The sequence below is a fragment of the Streptomyces sp. NPDC001220 genome (genome assembly GCF_053597895.1).
Window position 1 is genome coordinate 88,001 of sequence record NZ_JBSFJE010000018.1, and the last position, 17,032, is coordinate 105,032.

The following is a 17,032-nucleotide window of genomic DNA, read 5'->3' on the forward strand; positions in this document are numbered from 1 at the left end:
CCCGCGCGGCATCATCCGCTACGAAGGTCATCCATGCCCCACAGCCAAACCTCTGCACATCGAGACAGCCTGGCCGGCGTACGCCTCGCGCGCGGAGCATCGCCGTGGCTTCTCCCGACCGTCGCCACCGCAGCCGTCAGCCTCCTGCGCGCCCGTCGCTCCGGCGCCGCGAAGGCAGTCGCCGTGCCCGCCACCGCGCTCGCGGCGGGCATGCTGTGGTTCTTCCGCGACCCCGAGCGTGAGATCGCCCAGGGCCGTGTCATCTCCCCCGCCGACGGTGTGGTGCAGAGCATCATGCCGTGGAAGGACGGCCGCACCCGCGTCGCGATCTTCATGAGCCCGCTCAACGTCCACGTCAACCGGGCTCCGCTGTCCGGCACCGTGACGTCGGTGGAGCACATCCCCGGTGGCTTCGTTCCCGCCTTCAACAAGGAGAGCGAGAACAACGAGCGCGTAGTCTGGCATTTCGACACCGAACTCGGCGACATCGAGATGATCCAGATCGCCGGCGCGGTGGCCCGTCGCATCGTGCCCTACGTCCCGCAGGGCACGAAGGTCGAGCAGGGCGACCGCATCGGTCTGATCCGCTTCGGCTCGCGCGTCGACATCTACCTGCCCGAAGGCGTGGAGGTCGCGGTCGAGGTCGGGCAGAAGACCGTGGCTGGGGTGACTCGCATTGACCGTGATTGATCCGGAGACCCAGGCGGGCTGGGTGCCCGAGGCCGACGAGGCCGGCGACGACGAGGAGGAGATGCCGCTCTCTCTCCGCCTCTCGATAGCGGACACCCTCACGCTGGGCAACGCCACGTGCGGCTTCATGGCGGTGTACTTCACCACCACCGGGATCCTGATCCCGCACCTCACCGGGGACGACCAGTCGGCGGGCATGGCGCGGCACAGCGCCGCCACCGCGGTCATCCTCATGCTCTGCGCGGCGGTCTTCGACCTGTTCGACGGCCTCGTGGCGCGCAAGCTGCGCTCCTCCCCCATGGGCGCCGAGCTGGACAACCTCTCGGACCTGGTCAGCTTCGGCCTGGCCCCCGCGTACTTCGTGCTCGTCTACGGCATGGTGGCCGACGACGCGTACCAGAAGGTGGCCGCGGTCGGAGCGGTGGTCGTGCTGCTGGCGGTGGTGCTGCGGCTGGCCCGGTTCAGCTGCGTGACCCCGCCGAACGGCATGTTCCAGGGCATGCCGTCGCCGTTCGGTGCGCTCACGGTCGTCTCGATCGTGCTGCTGGAGCTGCCCTTCTTCGCCACGCTGCTCGCGATCCTCGGTACGGCCTGGCTGATGGTGAGCCGGGTCGAGTACCCGAAGCCGCGCGGCCGCCTCGCCGGGGCGATGCTGTCCTGGATCGTCCTCTCGATGGGGCTCCTGGCGGCCTGGGCCTTCGACGCCCCCGGCGGCCAGCTCCTGCTCCAGACCGGCTGTGCGCTGCAGCTGGTGATGGGCGCGGTGATCCCCCTGTTCGCCACGGCCCGCCGGGTGAACAACATCCGCGACAACCGCCGCGAGGCGAGGGCGGCGCAGCTGCCGTAACCGCAACGGCAGAGGGCCCCGGACCGTGCTCGGTCCGGGGCCCTCTGCCGTGTCCACGCCCATGGGCCCCTGAGCCCGCTGTCCGCACCCACCACCCCGCTCGGTGGGCCGGGAGACGAGGCGGGGCGTCTCGGCGGGCGCGTGGCGGCTCAGGTCAGGAAGTCACGGGCGATCTGTTCCGCGACGCGTTCCAGGATCGGTCCGGCGTCCGCGATGCACTTCACCACGTCCGGTTCCATGGACGTCAGCGGATACGCCCGCCGGATCCCCGCCCCGCCCAGCGCCGCCGGCGGCAGGGCCAGCCGCCCGCACACCGCCACGACCTCCTTGCCGGCGGCACGCGCGGCCGCGGCCACCCCGGCCGGCGCCTTCCCGTGCAGCGTCTGCTCGTCCAGCGAGCCCTCGCCGGTGATGACCAGTGACGCCCGCTCCACGGCGGGCGCGAAGCCGAGGACGTCGAGCATGACCTCGATGCCGGGGCGGAACCGGGCGCCGAGCAGCAGCGCGCCGTATCCGATGCCGCCGGCGGCCCCGGCGCCCGGCGCCACGGCGTACTCCGCCGCGCGCGGGCCGACCTCGGCCTCCAGGACCTTCGCGAAGTGGGCGAGAGCGGCGTCCAGGACCGCCACGTCGTCCGGCGAGGCGCCCTTCTGCGGGCCGTACACGGCCGGTGCGCCCTTGGGGCCGGTCAGCGGGTTGTCGACGTCGCTGGCGAGAACCAGGTCGACCGAGGACAGACGCGGGTCCAGGCCGGACAGGTCCGCGCGGGCCACGCCGGCGAGGCCGCCGCCGCCCGGCGGTACCGGTTCGCCGTCCTCGTCCAGGAACCGCGCCCCGAGCGCCGACAGCATTCCGGCGCCACCGTCGGTCGTGGCGCTGCCTCCGACACCGAAGACGATCGTGCGGGCGCCCGCGTCCAGCGCGGCCCGCAGCAGCTCTCCCGAGCCGTACGTGGAGGCCGTCAGGGGCGCGAAGACACCGGCCGGCAGCCGTTGCAGTCCGCTCGCCTCGGCCATCTCCACCACCGCGGTGTCGCCGCGCAGCGCGAACGCGGCGCCGACCTCCTGCCCCAGCGGGCCGGCGACCGGCCTTTCGTGGCGTTCGAAACCGGCGGCGACCGCCGCGGCCACCGTGCCGTCCCCGCCGTCCGCGACGGGCAGCGCCGCCACCTCCAGGCCGGGCACGACCCGCCGGAGCCCCGCAGTGACCCGCTCGGCGACCTGCACGGCCGTCAGCGAGCCCTTGAACTTGTCCGCGGCGATGAGCACGCGCTGTGTCACCTGTATCCCCTTGCTCTCCGGGCCTCGCGCATGTCAAGGCCAGTCGCGCCGCTGTGACCTTAACCGGAGGACACCCTCGCCGTCATTCCGGGACCGAAGCCTGGGAACGGCCTGGGAGCCGCCTGGGAAATCGGGTAGACCACAGCCATGGGCAACGACGGCACCGCCGGTCCGGACCTCGCCGACCGCGTGCTCGGCGGCTGGCTCGGCCGGATCGCGGGCAACATGCTCGGCAAACCGGTCGAGCGGGGCGACGTGTGGACCAGGGAACGCATCGACGGCTATCTGCGGCGGGCCGCCGCCCTGCCGCTCACCGACTACCTCCCCGAGCCCGCCGACGAGAGCGACGCGCTCGCGCTGCGCCCCGAGTGGCGCCGGTGCGTGCGCGGCCGGATCCACGGCAGCTGCCGTGACGACGACGTCGACTACGCCATCCTCGGCCTGGACCTCCTGGAGACCCACGGCTTCGGTTTCAGCACCGAGCAGGTCGGCGAGCTGTGGCTGCTGCGGCTGCCGTACCTCCAGACCTTCACGGCGGAACGGGCCGCCTACCGCAACCTCGCGGACGGCCTCAAACCGCCCCTCACCGCCACCTACGACAACCCCTACCAGGAGTGGATCGGCGCCCTGATCCGCGCCGACATCTTCGGCTGGACCTGCCCGGACGCCCCGCACCGGGCCGCCGCCCTGGCCCGCCGGGACGCGGTGCTCTCCCATGCGGGGAACGGGGTCTACGGCGCGATGTGGGCCGCCGCGCTGATCTCGGCGGCGTTCACCGCGCCGACCGTGCGCCAGGCGATCGACAGCGCGCTCACCGTCGTACCGGCGAGCTGCCGTCTCGCGCGGACCGTACGCCGGGTCGTCTCCCTGCACGAGGCCCGGCTGAGCTGGGAGGACACCCTCGCCACCGTCTCCGGGGAGACCGCGGGCCTCGGCTGGATCCACACCGTCCCGAACGTGGCCGTGCTCACCGCGGGGCTGCTCTACGGCGACGGCGACTTCACCCGGACCGTCACCCTCACCGTGCGCGGCGGCCTGGACACCGACTCCAACGGCGCGACGGCGGGCTCGGTGGCCGGGGTGCTGACCGGCGCGGCGGCCATCCCGGACCAGTGGAAGGTCCCGCTGGAGGACACGGTCCGCAGCGCGGTCTTCGGCTTCGACGGGGCCCGCATCAGCGACCTGGCGGAGCGCACCGTGCGGCTCGCCCGGACGGGTCCCGAGCCCGCGCTGGTTACCCTTCCTGGGTGACCACGACTGACGACTACGCCACGTACATCGCGGGCCTCCCCCGGATCCTCGCCGGGGCGGCCGCGCTCTTCCGGGACGGCGAAGGACGGGTGCTGCTCGTCGAGCCCAACTACCGGGAGGGCTGGGCGCTGCCCGGCGGGACCGTCGAGTCCGACGACGGGGAGACCCCGCGCCAGGGCGGCCGCCGGGAGACCCTGGAGGAGATCGGCCTGGACCGGGAGATGGGCCGGCTGCTCGCGGTGGACTGGGTGCACGGCACCGGCCGGCCGCCGATCGTCGCCTATCTGTACGACGGCGGGGTCGTCACCGACGCCGACCTCGGGGCGATCCGGCTCCAGGAGGAGGAACTGCTCTCCTGGCGGCTGGTCCCGCGCGCCGAGCTCCTCACGTATCTGCCGGGCTCGCTGGGCCGCCGCGTACTGGCCGCGCTGGACGTACTGGACGAGGGCCTGGGCACGGCGGAACTGGAGAACGGCAACCGCGCGGGGTGATCCCGGGGCGGGCAATATCCGTTCGCCGGCCGCACCGGCCTCGCCCTACCCTCGAACACATGCCCAAGCCCCTCGTCGCCGTCCTCAGCGGCGCCGGCATCTCGACCGACTCCGGGATCCCCGACTACCGCGGACCCGCCGGTCTGTGGCGTCGGGATCCCGAGGCCGAGAAGCTCGTGACCTACGACTACTACATGGGCGACCCGGAGATCCGGCGCCGGTCCTGGCAGATGCGGCGCAAGAGCCGCGCGCTCCAGGCCGAGCCGAACGCCGCGCACCGGGCGGTGGCCGACCTGGAACGGTCCGGCGTGCCCGTCAGGGTCATCACGCAGAACGTGGACGGGCTGCACCAGCTCGCCGGGATGCCCGCCCGCAAGGTGCTCGAACTGCACGGCTCGGCGCGCAGCGTGGTGTGCACCAAGTGCCACGCGCGGGGGCCGATGGTGGACGCGATCGCCCGCGTCGAGGCCGGCGAGGACGACCCGCCGTGCCTGGAGTGCGGAGGCATCCTCAAGTCCGCCACCGTCATGTTCGGCGAGCGACTCGACCCCGTCGTGCTCGGCGAGGCCCTCGCCATCAGCAAGGCCTGCACCGTCTTCATCGCCGTCGGCAGCAGCCTCCAGGTCCAGCCCGCCGCCGGCCTCGCGGGCGTCGCCGCCGACCACGGCGCCCGGCTCATCATCGTCAACGCCGAACCCACGCCGTACGACGACCGGGCCGACGAGATCGTCCGCGAGCCGATCGGCACCGCACTGCCTGAGCTGCTGCGCTTTCTGGCAAGCGAGAAGGCGTAAGCCGCTTCAGCTCTCTTCTCAGCTCGCGACGGAGACGGACGACGCCGCCCGTACTAGGAATCTCGCGCGTCCTGCTGCTCGCGGTTGGCGAGGACTTGGTCCATGTGGGTCTGCGCCCACTGCCTGAGCCCTCGTGTCAGGTGGTGGAGTGAGAGGCCGAGGTCGGTGAGCTCGTACGTGACGGTCACGGGGACCGTGGGTGTCACCGTGCGGGTGAGCAAGCCGTCGCGTTCCAGGGCACGCAGGGTCTGGGTCAGCATCTTCTGGCTGACGCCGGCCAGTAGCCGGGCGAGTTCGGAGAAGCGCATCGCCTTGGGGGCGGTCGATGCGCCGGGCGGTTCGGACGTGTCGCCGCCCAGTGCGCACAGGACCAGGACGACCCACTTGTCTGAGATCCGGTCGAGGAGCTGGCGGCTGGGGCACACCGCCAGGAACGCGTTGTACTCGGCCTTGGCCTGTGCTTTCTCTTCCGCCTTCGTCGTCGTCACCGGTCCCACCTCACACCCTCTCGGTTAGTTACGCACTTCAGAGTACCTACTTCCTGGCAGAGAGTGTGTCGCCAACACTGGTGCTACGGGCCCGGAGACACCACGCCCGGCAAGAAGCGAAAGGCACGGCGATGAACACGCCCTCCACACCCCTTCCCGGTGGAAACTGGACGCTGGGTGACTCGACCATCACCCGGTTCGGCTACGGTGCGATGCAGCTCGCCGGTCCCTGGGTCATGGGGCCGCCCGCCGACCACGACGGCGCCCTGGCCGTCCTGCGCGAGGCGGTCAGCCTCGGGATCACCCACATCGACACCAGCGACGCCTACGGACCACGCATCACGAATGAGCTGATCCACGAAGCACTGCACCCCTATCCGGAGTCGTTGTTCATCGCCACCAAGGTGGGCGCGACCCGCGACGCACAGGGCGGCTGGCCCACGGCCCGGCGTCCCGAAGACCTGCGCGAGCAAGTCCACAAGAACCTCGAATCCCTCGGCGTCGAGACCCTGGACCTGGTCAACATGCGCATGGGCGACGCCCAGGGCCCCCAGCCCGGCTCGATCACCGAAGCATTCGAAACGCTTGTCGGCCTCCAGCGAGAGGGCCTGATCCGCCACCTCGGCGTCAGCAACGTCACCGCGGAGCAGGTCGCCGAAGCTCACGGCATCGCTCCGATCGTGTGCGTGCAGAACATGTACAACCTCGCCCACCGCCACGACGACGACCTGGTGGACCACCTCGCCGCCGACGGCATCGCCTACGCACCGTTCTTCCCCCTGGGAGGCTTCACTCCGCTCCAGTCCGAGACCCTCTCGCAGGTCGCGAGCCGGCTGGCGGCGACCCCGATGTCGGTCGCTCTGGCCTGGCTGATGCAGCGCTCACCGAACATCCTGCTCATCCCCGGCACCTCATCCACCGCCCACCTGCGCGAGAACATCGCGGGCGCACGGCTCTCCCTCTCCGCCGAGGATGTGGCCGAACTGGACGGCATCGGCCACTGAACACGCACAGGTCACCGATCGGAACCGGGGTCTGCGGGCCGGCCGGCGGCCCGCGGCCCGGCGTCGGCGAGGGTGGTCAGAAGAGGCCGGCGCCCCGTTCGAAGTCCAGCAGGCGCTGCTTGCGGGGCAGACCGCCGCCGTAGCCGGTGAGGTTGCCGTTGGTGCCGATCACGCGGTGGCAGGGGACGATGATGCCGACCGGGTTCTTCCCGTTGGCGAGGCCGACCGCGCGGGAGGCCTTGGGTTTGCCGAGGGCGTCGGCGAGTTCGCCGTACGAGCGGGTCTCGCCGTAGGGGATCCGGCGCAGCTGTTCCCAGACGCCGCGCTGGAACGGGGTTCCGTTCAGGCGCAGTTCGACGGTGAACTCCTTCAACTCGCCCGCGAAGTAGGCGGTGAGCTGTTCCTCGGTCTCGGCGAAGAGGTCGTCGTCGCGGGCGCCGAAGGTCTCCTCGAGCGGGCGGTGGCGTTGGTCCTCCATGTAGAGGCCGCAGAGGATGCCGTCCTCGGCGACCAGGGTGAGGGGGCCGTAGGGGCTGTCGGTGACGGTGTGGTTCTTCACGGCAAGGTCCTTACACGGGAAGGAAGTTGATCGGGTGACTGTCGGTCGCCCACAGGTACTGGACCGCGTAGGCCCGCCAGGGGCGCCAGGCGGCCGCGCGGGCGGTGAGGGCGGCCGGGGTGCCGGGCAGGCCCAGGTCCAGGGCGGCGCGGCGGATGCCGAGGTCGGTGGGGAGGAAGGCGTCGGGGTCGCCGAGGGCGCGCATGGCGATCACGTCGACGGTCCAGGGGCCGAAGCCGGGGAGTTCCAGGAGCTTGGCGCGGGCCTCCGCCCAGTCGCTCTCCACGCCCAGGTGGAGGGTGCCGTCGGCGAGTTGGCCGACCAGGGTGGTGAAGGTGGTACGGCGGGTGCGGGGCATCGCCAGGGACTCGGGGGGCAGTTCGGCCAGCGCCGCGGGGGTCGGGAAGAGGTGGGTGAGCCCGCCCTCCGGGTCGTCGACCGGGGTGCCGTGGGCGGTCACCAGGCGGGCCGCGTGGGTGCGGGCGGCGGCCGTGGAGACCTGCTGGCCGAGCACGGCCCGGACGGCGAACTCCGCCTCGTCGACCGTGCGGGGCACCCGGCGTCCGGGCGCCTTGTCCACCAGCGGAGCCAGCACGGGGTCGGTGCGCAGCTGGTCGTCGACCGCGACCGGGTCGGCGTCCAGATCGAGCATCCGCCGGCAGCGGCTGATGGCGACGGGCAGGTCCCGCAGGTCGCTGAGGGTGAGCCGGCAGGCGATGTGGTCGGGCTTCGGGGCGAGGGCCGCGATGCCGTGGCCGTACGGCAGCCGCAGGGTCCGCCGGTAGGCGCCGTCCCGCCACTCCTCGACGCCGGGTACGGCGGTGGCCGCGAGGTGGCCGAAGAGGTTGTCGGGGTTGAGAGGGGCGCGGAAGGGCAGCCGCAGCGACAGCGCTCCGGGGGCGCTTGACACGCTCTTCGGGGCCCTCGCGCGCAACTCGCTCGGGGACAGCGCGAAGACCTCGCGGACGGTGTCGTTGAAGGTGCGGATCGAGGAGAAACCGGCCGCGAAGGCGATCTCCGCCATCGGCAGGGCGGTCGTCTCGACCAGCAGGCGGGCGGTCTGGGCGCGCTGGGCGCGGGCGAGGGCCAGCGGGCCGGCGCCGAGTTCGGCGAGGAGCTGGCGTTCGACCTGCCGGGGGCTGTAGCCGAGGCGGGCGGCGAGGCCGGGTACGCCTTCGCGGTCCACGACCCCGTCGGCGATCAGCCGCATGGCGCGGGCGACCAGGTCGGCGCGCTGGTTCCACTCCGGGGAACCGGGGCTGGTGTCGGGGCGGCAGCGCTTGCAGGCCCGGAAGCCGGCCTGCTGGCAGGCGGCCGCGCTCGGATAGAACGTCATGTTCTCGGGCTTGGGCGGAACCACCGGGCAGCTGGGCCGGCAGTAGATGCGGGTGGTCAGGACGGCCGTGAAGAACCAGCCGTCGAACCGTGCGTCCTTGGACTGCACGGCGCGTACACAGTGCTCGCGGTCGAGGTTCGTCCCTTTCTGCATGGGTCCAGCATCGGCCCGCGGGCGGGGCCGATGCTGGCGGAAATCCGACACGTAGGTGCGCTGACCTCCAAGCCCCTGTGGCTCCGGTGGCCTCGATGACCCGGTGACCCGATGGCCCCGGTGACCCGATGGCCCGGTGGCGCGCTCAGCCGAAGTAGTGGTCCTGGTCGAGGTCGGCCAGCAGTCCCGGCTGCCCGGGTCGCCAGTCGTAGCGCTCGCGGGTCGCGGTGCTCGCCGTCGGGTTGTCGCTGCCCGCGAAGCGGAACATCCAGCCGAAGTGGGCGGCCGCCTCCTCCGGCGCGAGGGACACCACCGGCAGGCCGAGGCGGCGGCCGATGACCGCGGTGATGTCGCGCAGCGGTACGCCCTCCTCGGCGGCCGCGTGCAGCACGGCCCCGGCCGGGGCGGTCTCCAGGGCCTTGCGGAACAGGACGGCCGCGTCCAGGCGGTGCACGGCCGGCCAGCGGTTGGCGCCGTCGCCCGGGTAGCCGGCGACGCCCTTGTCCCGGGCCAGGTCGATCAGGTGCGGGACGAAGGCGTGGTCGCCGGCCCCGTGCACGGAGGCCGAGAGGCGGATCGCGGAGACCCGTACCCCGCGGTCGGCCAGGGCGAGCGCGGCCCGCTCCGACTCGCCCCGGTGCGCTCCGGGCGCCGCGGGATCGGGTCCGTCGGTCTCGGTGCCGAGGCGCCCCGGGGCCAGCAGGCCGGTCACCGAGCTGATGACCAGGGGGCGGTCGGAGCCGGCGAGGGCGTCGCCGAAGGCGGCCAGGGCCGCGAGTTCGGTGCGCAGGGCACCCGGCAGGTCGGAGAAGTCGTGGTTGAAGCCCGTGTGGACCACGCCGTCAGCCGTCCGCGCCGCGGCCCGCAGGCCGTCGACGTCGTTCAGGTCGCCGCGGTGCACCTCCGCTCCCACCTCCTTCAGGGTCGCCTCGGCCGCGTCCGAGCGGGCCAGGCCGAGCACCTGGTGCCCGGCGCCGAGCAGTTCGCGGACCACCGCGCTGCCGATGAACCCGGTGGCGCCGGTGACGAACACACGCATGACAGATCACCTCACGGAGAGTGAACGGGCTGGGATGACTCCAGCCTGCGTCCGGCACGGCCCCCGGGTCCAAGACCCGTTCCGCACCTGGTGATGCCTGTCCGGTCATGACCGCAGCTCACGGCGGCGGGAGTAGAGTCGAGGGGTGCCCGATTCCTTCGTACCGCCGGTGGACCTGGAGCTCCGTCTGGTGCGCTACTTCACCGTGGTCGCCGACGAGTTGCACTTCGGCCGGGCGGCCGACGCGCTGCATCTGGCCCAGCCGTCGCTGAGCCGGCAGATCCGGCGTCTGGAGCGGGAGCTGGGCGTCCGGCTACTGGACCGCACTCCGCGCGGCACCCGGCTCACCGAGGCCGGTGAGACCTTTCTGCCGCAGGCCAGGGAGTTGCTGCGCAGCGCCGCCCGGGCCGCCGCGAGCGCGCGCTCGGCCGCCGCGCACGGCCCGTTCACGGTCGGGTACACCACCCACCAGATCGTCACCCCGGCCGTCCGGGACGTCCGCCACCGCCACCCGGAGGCCGACGTCCGCACCCTGCACGTGGACTGGAACGAACCGCGCGACGCGCTGCTCGACCACCGGGTCGACGTGGTGGTGACCCGGTTCCTGTTCACCGCCGACGGCTTGGACATCACGGTGCTGTACGACGAGCCGCGCGTGCTGCTGGTCCCGCTGGGCCACCGGCTGGCGGGCAAGGAGTCTGTCACGCTCGCCGATTTCGCCGACGAGCCGCTGCCGCGCTTCACCGGCGCCGACCGGATCGGCGCGAATCCAGCCGGTCACACCAACCTGGGCGCCCTGGTGGACACGCTGGAGGACAAGCTGGAGCTGGTGGCGAGCGGTGAGGTGGTGTCGCTGGCGCCGGCCGGCTTCCGGGGCAACCTGCGGCCGGACATCGTCGTCGTGCCGGTCGTGGACGCGGATCCCCTCCAGGTCGTCCTGGCCACCCGGGCCGGCGACCGCCATCCCCTGCTGCCGGCGTTCCGGCGCGCGGCCGAGGCCCATCTGGTCCCGGTCGGCGCTGCCTAGACCGAACGGCCGGAATCGATGATCGGGGCTGCGTGATGAGTACGTCCGGGAGAGTCACGCTGAACGACGTGGCCGCCGCCAGCGGTGTCTCGCGCGCCACGGTGAGCTTCGTCCTGAACGACGACCCGCGTCAGTCCATCTCGGCGGCCACCCGCGACCGGGTACGGCAGGCGGCGCACGACCTCGGCTACGTTCCGCACGGGGTGGCCCGCGCGCTGCGCGAGGGCAGTTCCCGGGTGGTCGTCCTCGACCTGGACCGGGGTCTGGAGGGCAACTACTCGCGCAGCTACGTGCGCGGCCTGGACGACGAACTCGCCGCCCACGGGCATGTCCTGCTGGTGCGGCACGGGCAGCACTCGGCGGGGGCGACCCGGCAGGTGCTCGACGCGATCACCCCGCGTGCCATGATCCGGTTCGCCGAGCCGTATCTGACCGGTCATGACCTGGAGGACCGGGGCGGTGGCTGGAAGGACGGCCTCGCCGCGCACGCGGCGCTGCAGATCCGGCACCTGGCGGAGCACGGGCACACCCGGATCGCGCTGGCCCTCCCCGAGGAGGACTCCGCGCCGGCCCGGGCCCGGCAGCGGTTCGCCGAGCACACCGTGCACAGCCTGGGCCTGCCGCCCCTGGTCCCGGTCACGGTGCCGCGCCCGCGGCGGGCGGGCACCGGCGCGGTCGCCGGACTGCGCGCGGCCCATCCGGACGTCACGGCGGTCGCCGCCTTCGACGACGACCTCGCCCTGCGCACCCTGACCGCCCTGCACGACCTGGGCCTGGCCGTCCCCGGCGACATGGCGGTGATCGGCTACGACGACACCGAGTACGGCGAGCTGAGCAGCCCCGCCCTGACCACCGTGCACATCGACGCGGAGGCCCACGGCCGGCTGGCGGCGCGCACCGCGCTGGGGCTGGACTCGGCGGGCCTGGTCCCGGTCCCGGCGCGGATCATCGTCCGGGAGTCGGTGTGAACGCCCGCGCAGACGAGCTGAACACGGATGTCAGTGCGCGCAGCCGCGCAGACCACCCGAGCCCGGGAGCCGGCGTGGACACCCGCGCAGACCACCCGAACGCCAGAGTCGGTGCGCGCAGCCGCGCTCAGGTCAGCTGCGTGGCGAACGCCTCGTAGGCCCGCTGGTCGAAGAGGACGAACCGGACCTCCTCGACGGCCGTGTCCGCCTCCCGGACGGTCGCCACGGCGATCCGGGCGCCGTCGTCCAGCGGCCAGCCGTAGATCCCGGTGGAGACGGCGGGGAACGCGACCGTGCGGGCGCCGAGTTCGTCGGCGCGCTTCAGGGACTCGCGGTAGCAGGAGGCCAGCAGCTCGGAGCGGTCCTCGCTCGTGGAGTGGACGGGTCCGACGGTGTGGATGACCCACCGGGCGTCGAGTTCGCCGGCGGTGGTGGCCACCGCCTGGCCGGTGGGCAGGCCCTTGCCGTAGTGACCGGCCCGCAGCTTGCGGCAGTCCTCCAGGATCGCGGGGCCGCCGCGCCGGTGGATGGCGCCGTCGACGCCTCCGCCGCCGAGCAGCGAGGAGTTGGCCGCGTTGACGATGGCGTCGGCGGTCTGCCGGGTGATGTCGCCCTGGACGAGCGTGATGCGGGTCATGACTGTCTCAGCCTCCTCCACACGGCCTTGGCCGCGTTGTGCCCCGACATGCCGTGTACACCCGGGCCGGGCGGGGTGGCCGACGAGCAGATGAAGACGGCCGGATGCGGGGTGCCGTACGGGAACAGGGAGAGTTTGGGGCGCAGCAGGATCTGCAGGCCGGAGACCGCGCCGGTGCCGATGTCGCCGCCGACGTAGTTGGCGTTGCGGGCGGCGAGCTCGGCGGGTCCCGCGGTGGCACGGGCCAGCACGCGGTCCCGGAACCCCGGCGCGAAGCGCTCAAGTTGACGCTCCATCACGTCGGTTAGGTCACCGGTCCAGCCGCTCGGCACATGGGCGTAGGCCCAGAACACCTGCTTGCCCTCGGGGGCACGGGACGGGTCCACGACCCCGGGCTGCACGGTGATCATGAACGGCCGGTCGGGGGCGCGGCCCTGGCGGGAGGCGGCGCGCAGGGCGGCGCCGATCTCCGCGCTGTCCGCGCCGATCTGCACGGTCCCGGCGCGCCGGGCCTCCGGGGCGGTCCAGGGAACCGGCCCGTCCAGCGCGTAGTCGATCTTGAAGACACCCGGGCCGTACCGGTAGTCCTGGTAGTAGTTGCCGAGGCCGGCGATACGGGCCAGGGCGGTCGGCGAGGTGTCGAAGATGTACGACCGGGCGGGCGGCAGGTCGTCCAGGCGCTTGACCTCGTAGTCGGTGTGGATCGCGCCGCCGAGCTCCTCGAGGTAGGCGGCGAGGGCGTCGGAGATGGCCTGCGAGCCGCCCCGGGCCACCGGCCAGCCGCGGGCGTGCGCGGCGAGCGCGAAGACCAGGCCGACGGCACCGGTCCCGGGTCCGCTGAGCGGGGCCATGACATGGGCGACGAGGCCGGCGAAGAGGGTTCTGGCCCGCTCGTCGCGGAAGCGGTGCAGCAGCAGGGAGGCGGGCGGCAGCCCGACCAGGCCGAAGCGGGCGAGGGTGACCGGGTCGCGGGGCAGCGCGGTCAGCGGCAGGGACATGAAGTCCCGCGCCAGGGTGTCCCACTTGGGCAGGAACGGCTCGACCAGCCTGCGGTAGGTGCCCGCGTCACGCGGTCCGAAGGAGGCCGCCGTCTCGGCGACCGAGCGGGCCAGTACGGCGGCCCGGCCGTCCGGGAACGGGTGGGCCATCGGCAGCTCGGGGTGCAGCCACTCCAGGCCGTAGCGCTCCAGGGGCAGGGCGCGGAACGCGGGCGAGTTGATCCCGAGCGGGTGCGCCGCGGAGCACGGGTCGTGCCGGAAGCCCGGCAGTGTGAGCTCCTCGGTGCGGGCGCCGCCGCCCACGGTGTCGCGCGCCTCGAAGACGGCGACGGAGAAGCCGCGCCGGGCCAGCTCCACGGCGGCCGTCAGGCCGTTCGGCCCCGCCCCCACCACGACCGCATCGAGCATCGACGGCACCTTCGCACCCCTTCGTCAGCCGATTGGCCACTCGGGTTCAGGATATGCCGGAGGACTGACACCGCCCTCGTCCGGGGTTACCAGTGCGGGTTCCGCAGCAGGTCCACCACCCGGTGGGCGGTGGCCGCGTCGCGGGCCGCGGTGAACGGCAGGACGTTGTCGCCCGTGATCCGGAATGGCTCGCCGGCGAGCGTGAGGTGGGCGCCGCCCGCCTCCTCGACCAGCAGCAGTCCGGCCGCGTGGTCCCAGGCGGCCTCCCAGGAGAACGCCGTCGCGTCCAACTCGCCCCGGGCGACGGCCAGATACTCCAGGCCCGCCGAGCCGCAGGCGCGCGGGGCGACGCCGTCGACCCACAGGGCGAACAGCGCGCGCTTCTGCGCGTCCGTCGTGTAGTCCGGGTGGGAGGTGGCGATCCGCAGGTCACGGTCGGCGGCGGGCGGTCCGGCGTGCAGCCGTACGCCGTCCAGGAAGGCGCCCTTCCCCCGTACCGCCGTGGCGAGTTGGCCGCGGGCAGGGGCGAAGGTCCAGGAGGCGAGCAGGACGCCCCGGTGGGCGAGCGCGACCAGCGTGCAGAAGCCGTCCTCGCCGCGCACGAACTGGCGGGTGCCGTCGACCGGGTCGACTATCCACACCGGCGCGTCGCCCTGGAGTGCCTCGTACGTCTCCGGGTCAGCGTGCACCGCCTCCTCGCCGACCACGACGGAACCCGGCAGCAGGGCGCCCAGCGCCCCGGTGAGGTACCTCTCGGCGAGCCGGTCGGCGTCCGTCACCAGGTCGTGCGGCCCGCTCTTCTGGTCGACCTCGTGGTCGGCGAGCCGGCGCCAGCGGGGCAGGATCTCGGTCCGGGCGGCCTTGCGGATGGCGTCCTCGACGTCACCGGCGTGCTGGAGGAGAAACTCGTCGATGGTCTCCGTTGCTTCGATCATGCCTCCATGAGAGCACGCGCCCCTGACAATCCCCGCCGCCCGGATGTACGGGACATGGAATACGGACGAACAGGCGGTGCCGACGATCAGCGGGCGCTCGACGGACGTGCCAGGTCAGCGCCCTGACAGCAGCACATCGGCGTCAGCGCCCCACCGCGTACCCCTGCATCCCGCGCGGATTCGCCGCCGCCGACAGCACCCCGGTCCGCGGGTCCCGGGCCACCGCGCACAGCCGCCCCTCCGACCAGCCCGGCCCGACCGTCACGTCATGGCCGCGCCGCCGTAGCCCGGCCACCACCCCGGGGTCCGTCCGCGACTCGACGGTCACGCTCGCGGGGCGGCGCCCGCGCGGGTAGAAGGAGCTGGGGAAGCTGTCGTTGTGCCAGTTCGGGGCGTCGATCGCGCCCTGGAGGTCGAGTCCGCCGCGCACCTCGCCGCACAGCGCGACGGCGAGGAAGAAGTGCAGCTGCCACTGGTCCTGCTGGTCGCCGCCGGGCGTGCCGAAGGCCAGCACCGGTTCGCCGTCGCGCAGGGCTATCGACGGGGTGAGCGTGGTGCGGGGGCGGCGGCCGGGGGTGAGGGAGTTCGGCAGCCCCTCCTCCAGCCAGGCCATCTGGAGCCGGGTGCCCAGCGGGAAGCCCAGCTCGGGGACGACGGGGTTGGACTGGAGCCAGCCGCCACTGGGGGTGGCCGCGACCATGTTGCCCCAGCGGTCGACGACGTCCAGGTGGCAGGTGTCGCCCCGGGTGGTGCCGTCGGCGGCGACCTGCGCGACCGTCGGCTCACCGGCGCCCAGCGGGTCGAAGGCGCTGCTCCGCGCGGCCTCCACGCGCGCGTACCCGGGCAGCCGGGGCAGGCGTCCGCCGGGGCTGCCGGGCCGCAGTTCCCCGGAGGCCTTGGCGCCGACCAGGCCGCGCCGCTCCGCGTTGTACGCGTCGGAGAGCAGTTCGGCGAGCGGTACCTCGGCCGCGTCCCCGTACCAGGCCTCCCGGTCGGCCATGGCGAGCTTGCAGCCCTCGATCAGGAGGTGCAGGTAGTCGGCGGAGCCGTACGCGGGCAGTTCGGACAGCTCGGGCGGCAGCAGGGCCAGCTGCTGGAGGAAGGTCGGCCCCTGGCTCCAGGGACCCGCCTTGCAGACGGTCCAGCCGTGCCAGTCGTACGACGCCGGGGCCTCGTAGCTCGCGGACCAGCCGGCCAGGTCGGCCGCGGTGAGGGTGCCGGTGTGCCGCTCGCCGCTGGTGTCCATGGTGGGGCGGGCGGCCTGCCCGACCAGGGCCTCGGCGATGAAGCCGGTGCGCCACACCTCACGGGCCGCGTCGATCCGCGCCTCCCGGTCCCCGGCGCCCGCGGTCTCGGCGAGCAGCCGCTGCCAGGTGGCCGCGAGGGCGGGGTTGCGGAACAACTCACCGGGCCGGGGCGCCCGGCCGCCCGGCAGGTACAGCTCCGCCGACGAAGTCCACTCGGTCTCGAACAGCTCCCGTACGCTCGCCACGGTCGCGCCGACGTTCTCCACGGGTGGGTGCCCGTGCTCGGCGTATCCGATGGCGTACGCCAGGATCTCGTCGAGCGGCTTGGTGCCGTGGTCGCGGAGCAGGAGCAGCCAGGCGTCGAAGGCGCCGGGGACGGCCGCGGCCAGCGGGCCGGTGCCGGGGACCAGGTCGAGGCCGAGCGCCCGGTAGTGGGCGACCGTGGCGCCGGCCGGGGCCACACCCTGGCCGCACAGCACCCGCACCTCGCCGCCGGCCGGGGCGAGCAGGATCGGTACCTCACCGGCGGGTCCGTTGAGGTGCGGCTCGACCACGTGCAGGACGAACGCGCCGGCGACGGCCGCGTCGTACGCGTTGCCGCCGTTCTCCAGGACCGCCATCGCCGACTGGGAGGCCAGCCAGTGCGTGGACGACACCATGCCGAAGGATCCCTGAAGCGTGGGTCGGGTGGTGAAGTGCATCTCTCACCTCGGTAGGTGCGCGCGTAGGCCGGGCCGGACAGTCCTCCGGACCCGCCGCGGGGAGGGTCCGGGAGGTCTCAGCTCGGCTCCGATCGCCCTGATCACGCAGCAGACTACCCACGGACGGCCGGGCACAGCAGGCCGCCTGCCTTCCTCGTCGAGCCCGCCCGGGAGGCGTT

At 73.2% G+C, this 17,032-nt stretch carries 17 protein-coding genes; 8 read left to right on the forward strand and 9 right to left on the reverse strand.

Features of this window, described 5'->3' with window-relative positions; all coding sequences use genetic code 11:
• Positions 1-33 precede the first annotated feature (33 nt).
• Entirely contained in the window at positions 34-690 is a 657-nt protein-coding gene (locus ACWDGI_RS35470; protein ID WP_365684803.1) for a phosphatidylserine decarboxylase, read from the forward strand.
• Between the two features lie 22 nt (positions 691-712).
• Positions 713-1,537, forward strand: coding sequence for a CDP-diacylglycerol--serine O-phosphatidyltransferase (pssA, locus tag ACWDGI_RS35475; RefSeq protein WP_450766459.1), 825 nt, complete (start codon positions 713-715; stop codon positions 1,535-1,537).
• 149 nt (positions 1,538-1,686) lie between these two features.
• On the opposite strand, the gene ACWDGI_RS35480 is transcribed toward pssA, so the two are convergent.
• Positions 1,687-2,805: a glycerate kinase gene (locus tag ACWDGI_RS35480; RefSeq protein ID WP_450766461.1), complete on the reverse strand. Its 1,119-nt coding sequence runs from the start codon at positions 2,803-2,805 to the stop codon at positions 1,687-1,689.
• A gap of 159 nt (positions 2,806-2,964) precedes the next feature.
• Here ACWDGI_RS35480 and ACWDGI_RS35485 point away from each other — a divergent pair, with 159 nt between their 5' ends.
• The 3 genes from ACWDGI_RS35485 to ACWDGI_RS35495 are packed head-to-tail and all read left to right on the forward strand — an operon-like array spanning position 2,965 to position 5,353.
• Complete coding sequence (locus ACWDGI_RS35485) at positions 2,965-4,068, forward strand: ADP-ribosylglycohydrolase family protein (protein ID WP_450766209.1); 1,104 nt, start codon at positions 2,965-2,967, stop codon at positions 4,066-4,068.
• On the forward strand, positions 4,065-4,559 hold the full coding sequence (locus ACWDGI_RS35490) for an NUDIX domain-containing protein (protein WP_450766211.1): 495 nt from the start codon (positions 4,065-4,067) through the stop codon (positions 4,557-4,559). Before ACWDGI_RS35485 ends, ACWDGI_RS35490 begins: the two co-directional genes overlap by 4 nt.
• A gap of 59 nt (positions 4,560-4,618) precedes the next feature.
• A complete protein-coding gene (locus tag ACWDGI_RS35495) occupies positions 4,619-5,353 on the forward strand; it encodes an SIR2 family NAD-dependent protein deacylase (RefSeq protein WP_450766213.1) in 735 nt (244 codons plus the stop codon).
• Positions 5,354-5,406: 53 nt separating this feature from the next.
• On the opposite strand, the gene ACWDGI_RS35500 is transcribed toward ACWDGI_RS35495, so the two are convergent.
• Complete coding sequence (locus ACWDGI_RS35500) at positions 5,407-5,841, reverse strand: winged helix-turn-helix transcriptional regulator (RefSeq protein ID WP_450766215.1); 435 nt, start codon at positions 5,839-5,841, stop codon at positions 5,407-5,409.
• Positions 5,842-5,972: 131 nt separating this feature from the next.
• Between ACWDGI_RS35500 and ACWDGI_RS35505 the strand changes: the two genes are divergently transcribed.
• Positions 5,973-6,845, forward strand: a complete 873-nt coding sequence (locus ACWDGI_RS35505) for an aldo/keto reductase family oxidoreductase (RefSeq protein ID WP_450766217.1) — start codon at positions 5,973-5,975, stop codon at positions 6,843-6,845.
• A gap of 76 nt (positions 6,846-6,921) precedes the next feature.
• Here ACWDGI_RS35505 and ACWDGI_RS35510 read toward each other — a convergent pair whose 3' ends face one another.
• The 3 genes from ACWDGI_RS35510 to ACWDGI_RS35520 all read right to left on the reverse strand — a co-directional run bounded on the left by ACWDGI_RS35510 (position 6,922) and on the right by ACWDGI_RS35520 (position 9,932).
• Positions 6,922-7,404, reverse strand: coding sequence for a methylated-DNA--[protein]-cysteine S-methyltransferase (locus tag ACWDGI_RS35510; RefSeq protein WP_450766219.1), 483 nt, complete (start codon positions 7,402-7,404; stop codon positions 6,922-6,924).
• Positions 7,405-7,414: 10 nt separating this feature from the next.
• Entirely contained in the window at positions 7,415-8,893 is a 1,479-nt protein-coding gene (locus tag ACWDGI_RS35515; protein WP_450766221.1) for an AlkA N-terminal domain-containing protein, read from the reverse strand.
• 145 nt (positions 8,894-9,038) lie between these two features.
• Positions 9,039-9,932 carry an SDR family oxidoreductase gene (locus ACWDGI_RS35520; RefSeq protein WP_450766223.1) on the reverse strand — a complete coding sequence of 298 codons (894 nt, stop codon included), beginning with the start codon at positions 9,930-9,932 and terminating at the stop codon, positions 9,039-9,041.
• 145 nt (positions 9,933-10,077) lie between these two features.
• Between ACWDGI_RS35520 and ACWDGI_RS35525 the strand changes: the two genes are divergently transcribed.
• Both ACWDGI_RS35525 and ACWDGI_RS35530 read left to right on the forward strand, forming a co-directional pair.
• Entirely contained in the window at positions 10,078-10,959 is an 882-nt protein-coding gene (locus ACWDGI_RS35525) for a LysR family transcriptional regulator (RefSeq protein WP_450766225.1), read from the forward strand.
• A gap of 68 nt (positions 10,960-11,027) precedes the next feature.
• On the forward strand, positions 11,028-11,927 hold the full coding sequence (locus tag ACWDGI_RS35530; protein WP_450766227.1) for a LacI family DNA-binding transcriptional regulator: 900 nt from the start codon (positions 11,028-11,030) through the stop codon (positions 11,925-11,927).
• A gap of 127 nt (positions 11,928-12,054) precedes the next feature.
• Here ACWDGI_RS35530 and ACWDGI_RS35535 read toward each other — a convergent pair whose 3' ends face one another.
• The 4 genes from ACWDGI_RS35535 to ACWDGI_RS35550 all read right to left on the reverse strand — a co-directional run bounded on the left by ACWDGI_RS35535 (position 12,055) and on the right by ACWDGI_RS35550 (position 16,853).
• Positions 12,055-12,564 carry an O-acetyl-ADP-ribose deacetylase gene (locus ACWDGI_RS35535; RefSeq protein ID WP_450766229.1) on the reverse strand — a complete coding sequence of 170 codons (510 nt, stop codon included), beginning with the start codon at positions 12,562-12,564 and terminating at the stop codon, positions 12,055-12,057.
• Complete coding sequence (locus ACWDGI_RS35540; RefSeq protein WP_450766231.1) at positions 12,561-13,970, reverse strand: phytoene desaturase family protein; 1,410 nt, start codon at positions 13,968-13,970, stop codon at positions 12,561-12,563. The genes ACWDGI_RS35535 and ACWDGI_RS35540 overlap by 4 nt, the downstream gene beginning before the upstream one ends.
• A gap of 86 nt (positions 13,971-14,056) precedes the next feature.
• Entirely contained in the window at positions 14,057-14,905 is an 849-nt protein-coding gene (locus tag ACWDGI_RS35545) for an inositol monophosphatase family protein (protein ID WP_450766233.1), read from the reverse strand.
• A gap of 142 nt (positions 14,906-15,047) precedes the next feature.
• Positions 15,048-16,853: a gamma-glutamyltransferase family protein gene (locus ACWDGI_RS35550; RefSeq protein WP_450766235.1), complete on the reverse strand. Its 1,806-nt coding sequence runs from the start codon at positions 16,851-16,853 to the stop codon at positions 15,048-15,050.
• Positions 16,854-17,032 lie beyond the last annotated feature (179 nt).